Annotated in this window: 13 protein-coding genes; 1 reads left to right on the top strand and 12 read right to left on the bottom strand. The window is 54.0% G+C overall.

Annotation, left to right across the window (positions count from 1 at the left end):
* Positions 1-107: 107 nt before the first annotated feature.
* The 3 genes from serS to K9G39_RS07985 form a co-directional block, all read right to left on the bottom strand.
* Positions 108-1,391 carry a serine--tRNA ligase gene (gene serS / locus K9G39_RS07995; RefSeq protein WP_292004400.1) on the bottom strand — a complete coding sequence of 428 codons (1,284 nt, stop codon included), beginning with the start codon at positions 1,389-1,391 and terminating at the stop codon, positions 108-110.
* Positions 1,392-1,415: 24 nt separating this feature from the next.
* The gene (locus K9G39_RS07990; protein WP_292004399.1) at positions 1,416-1,874 is read right to left on the bottom strand and encodes a GatB/YqeY domain-containing protein; all 459 of its coding nucleotides are present in this window, start codon (positions 1,872-1,874) and stop codon (positions 1,416-1,418) included.
* A gap of 249 nt (positions 1,875-2,123) precedes the next feature.
* Positions 2,124-2,855, bottom strand: coding sequence for an SDR family oxidoreductase (locus K9G39_RS07985; RefSeq protein ID WP_292004398.1), 732 nt, complete (start codon positions 2,853-2,855; stop codon positions 2,124-2,126).
* Between the two features lie 209 nt (positions 2,856-3,064).
* Here K9G39_RS07985 and K9G39_RS07980 point away from each other — a divergent pair, with 209 nt between their 5' ends.
* Positions 3,065-3,334, top strand: coding sequence for a cold shock domain-containing protein (locus K9G39_RS07980; protein WP_292004397.1), 270 nt, complete (start codon positions 3,065-3,067; stop codon positions 3,332-3,334).
* A 266-nt stretch (positions 3,335-3,600) separates the two neighbouring features.
* Here K9G39_RS07980 and radC read toward each other — a convergent pair whose 3' ends face one another.
* The 9 genes from radC to K9G39_RS07935 form a co-directional block, all read right to left on the bottom strand.
* Positions 3,601-4,272, bottom strand: a complete 672-nt coding sequence (radC, locus tag K9G39_RS07975; protein ID WP_292004396.1) for a DNA repair protein RadC — start codon at positions 4,270-4,272, stop codon at positions 3,601-3,603.
* Positions 4,273-4,440: 168 nt separating this feature from the next.
* Complete coding sequence (gene cydB / locus K9G39_RS07970; protein ID WP_292004395.1) at positions 4,441-5,454, bottom strand: cytochrome d ubiquinol oxidase subunit II; 1,014 nt, start codon at positions 5,452-5,454, stop codon at positions 4,441-4,443.
* A 19-nt stretch (positions 5,455-5,473) separates the two neighbouring features.
* Positions 5,474-6,829, bottom strand: a complete 1,356-nt coding sequence (locus tag K9G39_RS07965; protein WP_292004421.1) for a cytochrome ubiquinol oxidase subunit I — start codon at positions 6,827-6,829, stop codon at positions 5,474-5,476.
* 177 nt (positions 6,830-7,006) lie between these two features.
* A complete protein-coding gene (locus tag K9G39_RS07960) occupies positions 7,007-7,690 on the bottom strand; it encodes a sulfite exporter TauE/SafE family protein (protein ID WP_292004394.1) in 684 nt (227 codons plus the stop codon).
* Positions 7,687-7,878: a cbb3-type cytochrome oxidase assembly protein CcoS gene (gene ccoS / locus K9G39_RS07955; protein ID WP_292004393.1), complete on the bottom strand. Its 192-nt coding sequence runs from the start codon at positions 7,876-7,878 to the stop codon at positions 7,687-7,689. Before ccoS ends, K9G39_RS07960 begins: the two co-directional genes overlap by 4 nt.
* A gap of 3 nt (positions 7,879-7,881) precedes the next feature.
* Entirely contained in the window at positions 7,882-10,311 is a 2,430-nt protein-coding gene (locus K9G39_RS07950) for a heavy metal translocating P-type ATPase (RefSeq protein WP_292004392.1), read from the bottom strand.
* Positions 10,298-10,699, bottom strand: coding sequence for a hypothetical protein (locus K9G39_RS07945; RefSeq protein ID WP_292004391.1), 402 nt, complete (start codon positions 10,697-10,699; stop codon positions 10,298-10,300). The genes K9G39_RS07950 and K9G39_RS07945 overlap by 14 nt, the downstream gene beginning before the upstream one ends.
* A gap of 5 nt (positions 10,700-10,704) precedes the next feature.
* Positions 10,705-11,142: a FixH family protein gene (locus K9G39_RS07940; protein WP_292004390.1), complete on the bottom strand. Its 438-nt coding sequence runs from the start codon at positions 11,140-11,142 to the stop codon at positions 10,705-10,707.
* A complete protein-coding gene (locus K9G39_RS07935; protein ID WP_292004389.1) occupies positions 11,139-12,242 on the bottom strand; it encodes a 4Fe-4S dicluster domain-containing protein in 1,104 nt (367 codons plus the stop codon). Before K9G39_RS07935 ends, K9G39_RS07940 begins: the two co-directional genes overlap by 4 nt.
* Positions 12,243-12,257 lie beyond the last annotated feature (15 nt).

The following is a 12,257-nucleotide window of genomic DNA, read 5'->3' as shown; positions in this document are numbered from 1 at the left end:
GGGGGCTTGTGTGCGAATCGCTCACGACAGGTAAAAAGAGATGCCTTTTATTCGGGCATCTCTTTTTGTTCTGCGATCCGGTCGATTCCGCAGGCGGGTGTTCGAGATCAGTCGATGATGTCGAATCCGGTGTAAGGCCGGAGCACTTCGGGAACGACAACCGAGCCGGCAGCGGTCTGGTTGTGTTCGAGAAGCGACACCATGAGGCGTGAGGTTGCAAGTCCCGAGCCGTTGAGGGTATGCACGAATTCCGGCTTTGCCTTGCCTTCCGGACGGTAGCGGATGTTCATGCGCCGTGCCTGGTAGTCCTCGAAGTTGGAACAGCTCGACGCTTCCAGATATTTGTTTTCGGCCGGCGACCAGACTTCTATGTCGTAGCATTTCGAGGCGTTGGCGCTGATATCGCCGCTACAGAGCAGCAGTACCCGGTAGGGAATCCTGAGTGCCTGCAGGATCGCTTCCGCATGTCCGAGTATTGTTTCAAGCTCCTCATAGGATGCTTCCGGACGGGTGAAGCGGACCATTTCAACCTTGTTGAACTGGTGAACCCTCAGAAATCCCCTGGTGTCTTTTCCGTAGCTTCCCGCTTCCCTTCTGAAACATGCCGAGTAGGCGGCATATGCTATCGGCAGGTCTGCACCTTCAAGCATTTCGCCTCGGTGCAGGTTGGTTACCGGTACCTCCGCGGTCGGAATGGCGAATAGCCCGTCTTCTTCTATGGTATAGACCTGATCGGCGAATTTCGGCCACTGTCCGGTTCCCCTGAGCGATTCGCGGTTGACCAGAAAAGGCGGAAAGATTTCTGTATATCCGTGACGTGATGTATGGGTATCGAGCATGAAGTTGATGAGCGAGCGTTCCAGCCGGGCCCCCTTGCCGGTATAGACAGGGAACCCTGCGCCGCCTACCTTTGCCCCACGTTCGAAATCGAGGATGCCGAGCGATTTTCCAAGTTCGAGGTGGTTTTTCAGGGCGAAATCGAGCTGGTAGTCGAATGCCACGGGAGTCTTGCAGACGAGGTTCTGTTCCGCGTTCCTGCCTTCAGGTACCGAAAGGTGCAGTCTGTTGGGAAGAGCGAGCAGAATATCCTCCATGGCGGTCTCGATGTGTTTCAGCGAGTTGTCGCATGCCGAAATGTTTTCGGCGACCGATTTCATTTTTCCGATAAGCTCGTCCGCCGGTCCGCTGCCGGATTTTTTCATATCGGCGACCTCCCGGGAAACCCTGTTGCGAAGGGCTTTCATATCGTCGGCCTGCTGGACCAGTTCACGGCGCTGCCGGTCAAGATCGAGCAGCTCGGCAATCCTTGGTATATCGCTTTCGAGCTGGCGTGCCCTGAGCATGGCCACGATGTCATCGGGACTCTGGCGGATGTAATTGATATCAAGCATAGTGGTTGTTGGTGTAAAAACGGGTTATGCCGGAAGCAGCGATTTGACGACCTGCTGAACTTTGTTGCCGTCGGCTTTTCCTTTGAGGGCTTTCATGGCTTCGCCCATAACCCGGCCCATGTCTTTCATGGAGGATGCTCCGGTTCTGGCTATTATAGCCTGAACGGTAGCCGTGATCTCCCCTTCGGAGACCGGTTCGGGCAGGTACTCCTCGATAACGAGGAGTTCCGACTGTTCCGTTTCGGCAAGATCCGGCCGGTTCCCGGCGGTAAACTGCTCGATGGCGTCACGGCGTTTTTTTGCCAGGCTGACCAGCACTTCTGTTTCCTGTTCTTCGGAGAGCGAGGCTGTGCCTCCTACCCGGATGGAAACCTCTTTTTCAAGCAGGGCTGCACGAATGGAGCGGATGGCGTTGAGGCGGTCTTTTTTTCCGCTTTTCAGGGACTCCTTAAGGTCCGCATCTATTTTTTCTTTTAGACTCATAAGTCGGCTCGATACGATAGTGTGTTTGCGAAGAAGTATCGGAAAATAAGGCAAAAACAGCTGCTTTCCCACAACTGCTTTTTCTTTGGGTACCTCTATTTATTTGTTCCGTGATTCGATTGATTTTTTGTTCCCGATGAATAGGGATTGAAATCCTCATTCCGATTTATCGGAATTTCGGTCTCTCTGGCCCCGTTCGACCTGTATTCAAACCGCTCAAGGCAATACCTTAGAGGTGCCCCCCTTGTTTCATTCGTTGATATCTCCACCGATCGGGCGGATAACCAGTTCCTCCACCGATGCTCTTTCCGGAAGGAAATAGGCGCAGGCAACCGTTTCAGCAATGTCTTCAGGCATCATCATCAAGGCTTTCATTCCATCGGGGACATCTCCCCACATCGGCGTATGTACCGCTCCAGGCATGATGTTGGTGATACGCACGTTGCACTCTTTGGCATAGAGTCGGAGTGCTTCGGCAAGCCCTTTTTGGGCGAATTTCGTCATGCTGTAAATGGAAGAGGTTTTAAAGGCTTTTTCGGCGGCGATGGAGGTGATGAAAAAAATATGCCCTTTTCTTTGCTTTTCCATTACAGGGAAAAGCTTCTGGGTGAGAAAAAAGGTGCCTTTCAGATTGGTTGCAATGGTGTAGTCGAAGTCCTCTTCGGTAAGCTCGCAAAGTGGCCTGAAGCGTCCGACTCCGGCATTGTTGATAAGGCAGTCGATTCGGCCATATCGCCCGATTACGGTTTCGGCAAGACCTGTCGCCTGAGCAGCGTTCGAAATGTCAGCCTGTATAACTATTGCTTCCGCACCAAGGGTTCGGCATTCCGCAGCGGCGGTTTCCAGGTCGGCGGGGGTACGCGAGGACAGTACCAGTACCGGCCTGAATGCCGGGTTTATGATTGTGTGCCTGGCGAATTCGAGGGCGATTGCTTTCCCGATTCCTTTGCCGGCACCGGTGATAAGGATGATATGTCTCATTATTTTTGTCCTGATTCTTTGCAATGTTCAGAGTAACGGAAGAAAGGTTTTTTTTGTTTCTTTGACTTATAATGATGCGTTATATAAGTGTTATTGTCCCGAAAAGTGAAATAAAAGAGCATAAAAGGAGGGGAAATGCCTATATTACACCATAAACAAGCAGCAATTATCAATTGCTGAACAGTAAATGGTAAAGCCCCGAATTTATCATGGAAAGAAGTAAGGTTAAATGGTTTGACGGTAAAAAAGGGTACGGATTTATTTTGAATCCGAATGGTGGGGAAGATGTTTTTGTGCATTTTTCCGCTATTGTTTCCGAACAGACCTTCAAGGTGTTGAATCAGGATGCCGAGGTTGAGTTTGAGCTTGAAAAAACCCAGAAAGGCTATCAGGCTAAAAATGTCCGGGAACTTGGAGTAAAGACTGAAGAGGAGGCAACTCAATCGGGCAGTCAGCTGCCGTTTGAAACCGTTTCCTGATCAGCAGGCCGGGCAGTGACTCTCCTCCGCTGCCGGGTTTTGTTTTTACCGATTCTTTTTTCACCTGACCGGTTCCGGCTGTTTTCATGCAGCTGCAGAGCCTTGGCTCTGGTTTTTTCATCCGTTGGTTGCGGTGAATAATGCCGGCATTATTTCGTTCGCTCCTGCTGAGTGATGTAGCACCGCTGTTTTTTGAATTCTCCCGCCAATTTTCGCGACTTGCCGGTGTCAGAAGATCCCTCTTGCCGGAAACAGCTGCGTTTTTCTCAGCTCAGCAAGCCGTGCTCCCTGAAACTGAACCAGTTCTCTTTTCCCACAACGACATGGTCGAGCAGCTCTATCTGCAGAATGGCACCGGCCTGTTTGAGAATGCCCGTGACCTGCCGGTCGGCGTTGCTTGGTTCCACATCGCCGGATGGATGGTTATGCACGAGAATGATGGCGTGAGCGCTCTCCCTGATGGCGGATTTGAATACCTCCCTGGGGTGGATAAGGGATGCGTTCAGGGTGCCTACAGAGACGATCTCGTGCCGGATGACCCGGTTTTTTGTGTTGAGGTGCAGGACGAATAGGTGCTCTTTTGTCTCGTCGGGAATTCGTCCGGCCATATATTCAAAAACATCTTTTGCGGACAGAATCTTTCTGTTGCTGTTTTTCCTGAAATGAACCCGCTTGTTGAGTTCGAATATCGCTGCGATCTGCATGGCTTTTGCCTGACCGATACCCCTGATTTTCTGGAGATCCGAGAGGGGCGCATCGGCAAGCTGTTCAAGGCCGTAAACGGCGATGAGTTCATTGCAGGTATCAATGATGTTGAGATTTTTCGAACCGGATCGCAGGATGATCGCCAGCAGTTCAGAAGGATTGAGCGACGATGCCCCGTACCGGAGAAATCTTTCCCTTGGCCGGCTTTCTGGGTCGAGATCGTGAATGCGCATGGCTGGTGACTGGTGAATTGGCAGGCAATCGGCAGCATGGTGTATGCCCCGAAAGAAAAATTAAAAAAATATTGCCCTTTTTTTGCGGATTTCCGGGAGAAAAAGACCCTCGAAATGAATGCGCCCCGTTATGTTCCGGGGCGCAGGAAGACGGGTCAATCAGGGCACTCAGTACTCGAGTTCGGAGTCCGGTGTTACGCGCTGGCGGAAGACCCAGTAGCTCCATCCCTGATAGACGAGGACGATCGGGACAAAGATGGCTGCCACGATGGTCATGATCCCGAGCGTATAGTCCGAGGAGGAGCTGTTGTAAATGGTGAGGCTCCATTCGGGGTTGAGGCTCGAAACGAGTACTCTGGGGAAGAGGCCCATAAAGATCGTGACGGTCGAGAACGCGATGGCTACGGCGGTCATGGCGAACGCCCATCCGGAAGCGTTCCTCCTGAGCAGCACGATCACCGAGAGCAGCGCGAGTATGCTGAATACCGGGATGATGCCGGGGTTCAGTCCAAGTCTCCGGAACAGGTCGGTTTCAATGGAGGTATAAATCGTAAATGCAAGGGAGAGCAGCGTTGCCGGAGCCCACATCTTTTTGGCAAGGTTCATGGCCCGTTCCCGAAGGATGTCGGTGGTTTTCAGGGTAAGGAATACCGCCCCGTGAAGGGTGAAGATGCAGAGGGATGCAAGTCCGCAGACCAGGGCATAGGGATTGAGCAGGTTGAAAAACCCGCCGGCATAGTTCATCGACTGGTCGATCGGTACGCCTCGGATGAAGTTCGCCAGTGCGACCCCCCACAGAAGGGCGGGAATGGCGCTGCCAGCGAAGATGCTCCAGTCCCAGAAACTGCGCCAGGCGGGGTTGTCGTGCTTGCTGCGGAACTCGAATGCGACTCCGCGCATGATCAGTGCGACGAGCATGAGGAGCAGGGCAGGGTAGAACCCGCTGAAAAGCGTGGCATACCACTCGGGAAAAGCCGCGAACATCGCTCCACCGGCAGTGATGAGCCAGACTTCATTGCCGTCCCAGAACGGTCCGATAGTGTTGATGACAGCGCGCCGTTCGCGGTCGTCGGAACTCATGAACGGATGCAGGATGCCGACTCCGAAATCGAACCCTTCGAGAACGAAGAATCCGGTAAAGAGCACGGTAACCAGGATGAACCAGATTGTTTGCAGATCCATAGTTGTTCTCCTTCAGGGTTTACTGGGCAGCTTCCAGGCCTGCTGCGGCATTTTTTTTCAAAAGGAACACATCGACGATCGTAAGCAGTCCGTAAATGATGAAGAATGCTGCTATCGAAAGAAGCAACTCTCCACTGCTGACTACCGATGCAGGAGAGACGGCATCCTCGGTTTTCAGAAGGCCGAAGACGATCCACGGCTGGCGGCCCATTTCGGCCAGAATCCACCCTGCCGAGTTTGCAATATAGGGCAACAGGAAGGACCAGAACATGATCGCTCCGAGCAGCGGAGAGAAGGTGTAGTTCTCCCTTATGACCTTGTAGAGAGCAACGATCGAAACCAGGAGCATCAGCGTTCCCGCACCTACCATGAACCGGAAGCTCCAGTATGCCGTGATTATGGAGGGGATGTAGTTGCCCGGGCCGTATTTCAGTTCATACTCCTTCTGCAGATTCTTGATGCCTTTCACTTCGCCTTCGAACGAGTTGTAGGCAAGGAAGGAGAGCATACCGGGAATGCGTATGGCGAAAACGTCTTTCAGCTCTTTTTCATTGCCGACCGTGAAGAGCGAGAAGCTGGCCGGGTTCTCTGTTTCCCATAGTGCTTCTGCAGCAGCGACTTTCATAGGCTGCGATTCGATAAGATCCTGCATCTGGGTGTGGCCGGCGAGGGTGACCAGAATGGTACCTATAAAGGCGTAGACGGCACCGAATTTCATCGAGGTTTCAAATGCACTGCGATCCTTCGAGCCTCTGACGAGGTGCCACGAGCTGACGGCGATGACCAGAAATCCTCCGGTAACAAGGCCTCCGGCCAGCACATGGGGGAACTGCTTCCAGACATAGGGGTTAAAGAGCAGTGCCGCAAAGTCGGTCATTTCCGCTCTCGATCCGTCTGCGGCCATTTTGTAGCCGACCGGCGACTGCATGAAGGAGTTCGCAACGAGAATCCACAGGGCTGAAAGGTTCGAACCGATAGCGACCAGCCAGATCGAGGCGGCATGCAGGGCTTTGGGGAGCCTGTCCCAGCCGAAGACCCAGATGCCGAGAAAAACCGATTCAAGGAAAAAGGCGAGCAGCGCTTCTATGGCGAGCGGAACGCCGAAGATGTCGCCGACGAAACGAGAGTACTCGGACCAGTTCATGCCGAACTGGAACTCCATGACGATGCCGGTCACCACGCCGACAGCAAAGTTGATGAGGAAGAGCTTGCCCCAGAATTGCGTCAGCTTCCTGTACTTCTCGTTACCGGTTCTCACCCAGGCGGTTTCCATTATTGCCGTAAAAATGGAAAGGCCGAGGGTTAGCGGAACGAAAAAGAAGTGAAAGACGGAAGTGAAGGCGAACTGAAGCCGAGCGAGAAAGAGCGTGTCCATAAGGATCTCCTTGGCAATAGTTACATGAGGTATGGTAACAATGTTCATTATAATAAAATGCTGATCCATTATAAAATAGTCCTGAAATAGTCTTTTTTTATTGCGGTCCAAATGAGCGGAATGTTTTTTCCGGGATCGTTGCAGGGTGTCCCTTCTTTCATGCAGCAGGATCGAGCTTCAGAATGCCGACAGGGTGAAGTAAATACCGGTGAGGATCATGATGACACCTGCGATGCGGTAGAGCGTTTTACGGGATTTTTCGCTGAAAAGGTGTATGGCCTTGCCCACGATGAGAAGGGATGGTACGGTGCCGAGACCGAAGCACAGCATGATGAGGCCACCCTCGAGCAGTCCCGAAGCGTGGTTCTCTGCCTCCATGGCAGTTCGGGCAGCCGTAAGCAATGCCGTATAGGTAAGGCCGCAGGGCAGGAATCCGAGCAGCACTCCCATGGGATAATAGGCTCCGATAGAGCGGGATCCCCTGAAAAGGTTCATAAGTTTTCCGATGCGGGGCATGATCCACGAGCAGCTGTTGATTGCTTTGCCTGCAGGCACGATATCGAGCGTGGCAAGCCCCATCAGGATGATCGAGAGGCCCGCCAGCATCATGATGACGGTCTGGAAGCGTTCGATGGATGCGGTCAGGACGAGGAACGAACCGGAGAGTCCTACAATGGCGCCCAGCAGGGTGTAGGTGGTGACTCTTCCGGCGTTGTAGAGCAGGTGATGCAGCATGCCGCTGCGAGTCTCGCCCAGAGAGTAGGCGGCCACGACGGGACCGCACATGCTGATACAGTGTCCGAATCCTCCGGTAAGTCCGGTGATGAACATGGTGATTGCGGTATTGGCGAGGGCGCTCATTTTTTGGTGGATTTTCGGGTTTTATCTGCTCCTGGCGAGTGCAACTGTTCGTCATCGTCGTCGAGCATTCGGTATTTCGGAGCTTCGGGATCGTCGAACTGCCCGCTGCGGACCGCCCAGATGAAGAGCAGCCATGCTGCCGTGCCGAAGACGAATCCGATGATGATGAGGTAGTAGATGCTGTCCATGTCTCATGTATGGGTTTTCTGCAGCCGAAGGGAGTTGCCGACCACGATAAGGGAGCTCGACGCCATCAGCAGCGCGGCGACGATGGGGTGCAGTACGCCTGAAACTGCAAGAGGCACGGCGGCAAGATTGTAGAGAAACGCCCAGGCAAGATTCTGGCGAATAACCGAGAAGCACCGTTTCGAGCGTTCGATGAGCGTATCGACAAGGAGCAGCCTGTCGGTGAGCACGGCGACTCCCGCGCTTTCAAGCGCGATGCCGGTAGCGCTGCCAAGCGTGACCCCCGTGTCCGCAGCGGTAAGAGCCGGAGCGTCGTTGATGCCGTCGCCAACCATCATGACGGTTTCTCCCGCCGCTTTGAGCTTTTCGATGACCGATGCCTTTCCCGCAGGCGACAGTCCGGCCTGCATGTCGGTTATGCCGCACCGTGCTGCGATCCGGGATGCCACTCCGGGGTTGTCGCCGGTCAGCATCATGATTTTCATGCCGCGCCGCCTCAAAGCCGACAGCAGTTCCGGCAGGTCGTCGCGTATCTCGTCGATGAGGCCTATCATGCCTGCGGACCGGGTTCCCCGGGCGAGCATGACCACGGTTTTCCCTTCCTCCTCGAGCCTTTGTGCTTGTGCGTTCTGTTCGGGGGTGAGTTCCACCTGATTGTGCCGCATGAATGCAGGCGATCCGGCCAGCCATGTTTCATTCTGCAGGGTGCCGGAAACCCCCTGGCCCGGAAATGCCCGGAATGCTTCCACAGACAGGAGTTCCCCGTTCCATTCTGCCGCTATGGCTTTTCCGGACGGATGCTCCGAAACCGATTCCAGCGACGCGGCATACCTGAGCAGGTCCGGAGTCGTGCCGAAATCCACGATGTCGGTAATCGAGGGTTTGCCCCTGGTTATAGTGCCGGTTTTATCGAACGCCACGAGGGTTGTTTTCGAGACGGTTTCGAAGATATCTCCTCCCTTGATGAGAACCCCCTCTTTTCCCGCAGCGGTCGAACCTACGAGTATGGCAAGGGGAGTGGCAAGACCGAGAGCGCAGGGACAGGCGATAACAAGGACCGAGACCGCATTCATGAGCGCACTGACTGAACTTTGGCCGCCGGTATTCGTCCTGTAGAGAAAGGTCAGAAGCGCGATCAGCAGGATTGCAGGAACGAAGTATCCTGCAACCCTGTCGGCAAGCTGCTGGACGGGGGCCCTGCGCGACTGGGCTTCTTCGACGGTTCTGATGATACCGGCGAGCAGGGTCTCTCCCGGACTACCGGTAACGCGGGCAAGCAGACGCCCGTTTCCGTTCACCGTTCCTGCAAAGATGTTGCTTCCGGATCTTTTCATGACGGGAAGCGACTCGCCGGTCAGCATCGACTCGTTGATTTCCGCTTTTCCCTCGATGACTGTACCATCAAGCGGAATTTTCGCTCCGGGAATGATTTCGATGATGCTGCCGGGCGGGACCTGATCGAGCGAGACCGTCTGCCGCTCCCCGTTTTCTTTTGCCAGTACAGCCTCCTGCGGTTGCAGCCCGGCAAGCGCGACAATGGCGTTGCCTGCCTTGAGACGCGAGCCGGCTTCAAGGAACCGTCCAAGCAGGATGAAGGTGACGATCATTGCGGAGGTGTCAAAGAAAACCTCCCCGCCGAGAGGGATCATGGCGATGCTGTAGAGGTAGGCAGAAAGGGAGCCAAGGGCAACGAGCAGGTCCATGTTCGGGTTCAGCGAACGGATGGATCGAAGCGCTCCGGCAAGGAACGGGTAGCCGGAATAGAGCACGACCGGAGTCGCCAGCGCCCAGGAGATCAGCTGGAACGCGAGCCTGTACTCGGTTTCGATACCCTGAAAAAAGCCGGCATAGAGAGCGGCAACGATCAGCATGAGCTGCATCGAGAAGAATCCGGCGGTGCCGAATCGCAGCAGCAGTTCCTGTTTTTCTCTTGCGAGGCTTTCCGTCGTGCCGCCGCTTCGCACGGGTCGCGCTGTATAACCGAGCGAGTGGAGCGTTTCGAGAATCGCGTCGAGCCCGGTCACTTCGGGATTCCAGTGGATAGCTGCCCTGTTTGTCGCGTAGTTCACCCTGACGGAATGGATGCCCTCCTGTTTAGAGAGGTATTTTTCAATCAGCCAGACGCATGATGCGCACCTTATGCCGGAAAGCTGCAGGTCGATTCGGCACCCTTCCTCCATTTTAACGATGGTCGAACTGAACGCATGAGGATCCGTTTTCTCGAAGGAAGGGGCTCCGGGCAGCCACTGGCAGCGCTGCTCATAGAAAGCATCGAGCGATGCATTGTGTACAAGCTCGTAGACGCCGAGGCAGCCGTGACAGCAGAAATATTTTACCGAACCGTCGATCTCCGCTTTGAGTGCTGCTGCCAAAGGCACTTCCCTCAGACAGTGTTCGCAACGGACTGTGCCGGAGGCAGCCTCAGTCCCTGACATCAAAGGTGAATGCAGGATTGTTCAGTTTTTCCGAGAGTACGGTGGCTTTCCAGAGCTTGCGACCACTCATGCATTTGACGATGAGTCCCTTTCCCTGATAGAGGCAGTTGCTCTTTTTAACGAGCTTGACCTGGTTTTTTCCCATCTCCATACCCGGCATGGAGAGGTCGAGCATCAGGTTTTCGGGAAGTGACGAACAGGGCTTTACCGTGACGCTGAAGAGCAGTTCTTCCATGTGTTTTACCGGACGAGGGCTGATTTCAAGGGTGACGGCGGTGTTCCCGGACGTTTTCGTGCAGGGGCCGTCGTGAATGTTACAGTCCGGTTTCTGTTCGGCAGGCAGCATCCATGCGGTGAGGAGAAACAGGGCGACAAGTGTTGTACCCATGCCTTTCAGTTGAGTTCTATAAACCATTTTCTTGATGTTTGGAGTTTATCCTTACTGATATCCACCCGGGCAAGCCATACTCCTTCGAAAGGGATTACTGCCGTTGTCCGGTAGTTACCCGGCTCTGTCTCTTTCATTGGCACGGTTCGGTCGAATGTCTTTTTCGAGAGGTTTCCGACAAAGAACGTCACCACGGCATTCCGCAGAGGCTTGCCGTGGGTTGAAATCGTAACATGGACGTCATTGTTTCCTTTTTGCAGGGAGTCCGGCAGGACGACGGAGAGTCCGCTATACGACTCGGCTGTTTTCGTGCTGAAGTAAGCGCTCGCTTTTTCATAGTAGTTGGGCTCCACAAGCCCCTCTGCCTGTCGGTAGGCTATGGTGATCCCGCTTGCCATGGCAAAGATGAAAAGGCTGTAGAGCGCGATGAGAAAGAGTTTCATAGAAAACCTGTATCCTTCTGGATTGATATGCCGCTGCCGATGAGCGTGAACCGGACTTTTTGAACGCTTCCCGAGGCTTTCAGCAAAACCTTGCCACGTGCTACTTCGTACGCTTTGAGCGTCACGGTGTGCTCTCCGATAACGGTAACGTCCGGAGCTGCAGAAAGTTCAAGGTCAAGCGTTTTTCCGCTATTGTTGTAGACCGTCCATGAGTAACGGTTCAGCCCTTCCGGAAGCTGTTCCTGGTCCCGGGTAATGAGGAAATCCACCGGGGGACGCAAGGCAATGATAAGGATCAGCAGCATGCCGGCTGCTGCGGTAATGCCTCCCATCCAGAATGTTTTCGCTCTCAATATCTTTCCCTTGTAGTTCGGGAAAGGCGCAAGGCCGCGAGGTTCGCTCTTTGCGCTGCATGCATCGATGCACTCGGCGCACGCAATGCACCTTGTGCTGAGTCCCGCCTTGATGTCGATGCCGACCGGACAGACTTTTACGCAGGAGTCGCATTTCATGCAGGTATCATCGCGCGATTTGTCGTATTCGATCACGAGGGTATCCTTGTCGAAAAGCGCATTCTGCATCATGGCGTAAGGGCAGATCGACATGCAGAATTTTCTTCCGAGAAAGGCAAGTTCAAGGTAAACCAGCACCCAGAGAACAAGAAAAAAAGCGGTAACCGGCAGGGAGATGAAGAGGCCCTTCATCGTTTCCGGAGGGGGCACGAAGTACCAGATCATCGTAAGCGATACAATCGCCGAGATGGGGAGCAGCAGGATGTTCCTTACGGTTTTGCTGTTTTTCATGCCGAACCGGGAGGCAAGGCTTTCGGAGAGATCGAGCAGTACCGTTTGGGGACATAGCCAGCCGCACCAGATTCGCCCGAACACAGCAGTTACAAAGGTAATGAAGAGCAGCATGAAGAGAATGGCCGCGAGCAGCAGGTAGAACTCCCGGATCCAGATGACCGTACCGAAAAAGTAGAGTTTAAGTTCGCCGATATCGAAACGCAGGGCGCTCTGGCCATTTATCCTGATAAAAGGAAGCCCTGTGATGAGCAGGGCTTGCAGTAGTTGAGCCGTTCTTCTGTATTTTTTCCACACAGGACGCTGATGTTT

Source organism: Chlorobium sp. (genome assembly GCF_021740465.1).
GTDB lineage: Bacteria > Bacteroidota > Chlorobiia > Chlorobiales > Chlorobiaceae > Chlorobium.
The sequence above is the reverse complement of the archived record's forward strand: the minus strand, read 5'-3'. Positions and strand labels throughout refer to the sequence as shown.

Excerpts from the sequence above, each read along its gene's own strand:
- ccoS (WP_292004393.1), bottom strand. The coding sequence starts at position 7,878 with ATGGACAGCATCTACTACCTCATCATCATCGGATTCGTCTTCGGCACG.
- K9G39_RS07965 (WP_292004421.1), bottom strand. The coding sequence starts at position 6,829 with ATGGACACGCTCTTTCTCGCTCGGCTTCAGTTCGCCTTCACTTCCGTC.
- K9G39_RS07990 (WP_292004399.1), bottom strand. The coding sequence starts at position 1,874 with ATGAGTCTAAAAGAAAAAATAGATGCGGACCTTAAGGAGTCCCTGAAA.
- K9G39_RS07940 (WP_292004390.1), bottom strand. The coding sequence starts at position 11,142 with ATGAAACTCTTTCTCATCGCGCTCTACAGCCTTTTCATCTTTGCCATG.
- cydB (WP_292004395.1), bottom strand. The coding sequence starts at position 5,454 with ATGGATCTGCAAACAATCTGGTTCATCCTGGTTACCGTGCTCTTTACC.
- K9G39_RS07960 (WP_292004394.1), bottom strand. The coding sequence starts at position 7,690 with ATGAGCGCCCTCGCCAATACCGCAATCACCATGTTCATCACCGGACTT.
- K9G39_RS07945 (WP_292004391.1), bottom strand. The coding sequence starts at position 10,699 with ATGGGTACAACACTTGTCGCCCTGTTTCTCCTCACCGCATGGATGCTG.
- K9G39_RS07950 (WP_292004392.1), bottom strand. The coding sequence starts at position 10,311 with ATGTCAGGGACTGAGGCTGCCTCCGGCACAGTCCGTTGCGAACACTGT.
- K9G39_RS07980 (WP_292004397.1), top strand. The coding sequence starts at position 3,065 with ATGGAAAGAAGTAAGGTTAAATGGTTTGACGGTAAAAAAGGGTACGGA.
- serS (WP_292004400.1), bottom strand. The coding sequence starts at position 1,391 with ATGCTTGATATCAATTACATCCGCCAGAGTCCCGATGACATCGTGGCC.
- radC (WP_292004396.1), bottom strand. The coding sequence starts at position 4,272 with ATGCGCATTCACGATCTCGACCCAGAAAGCCGGCCAAGGGAAAGATTT.
- K9G39_RS07985 (WP_292004398.1), bottom strand. The coding sequence starts at position 2,855 with ATGAGACATATCATCCTTATCACCGGTGCCGGCAAAGGAATCGGGAAA.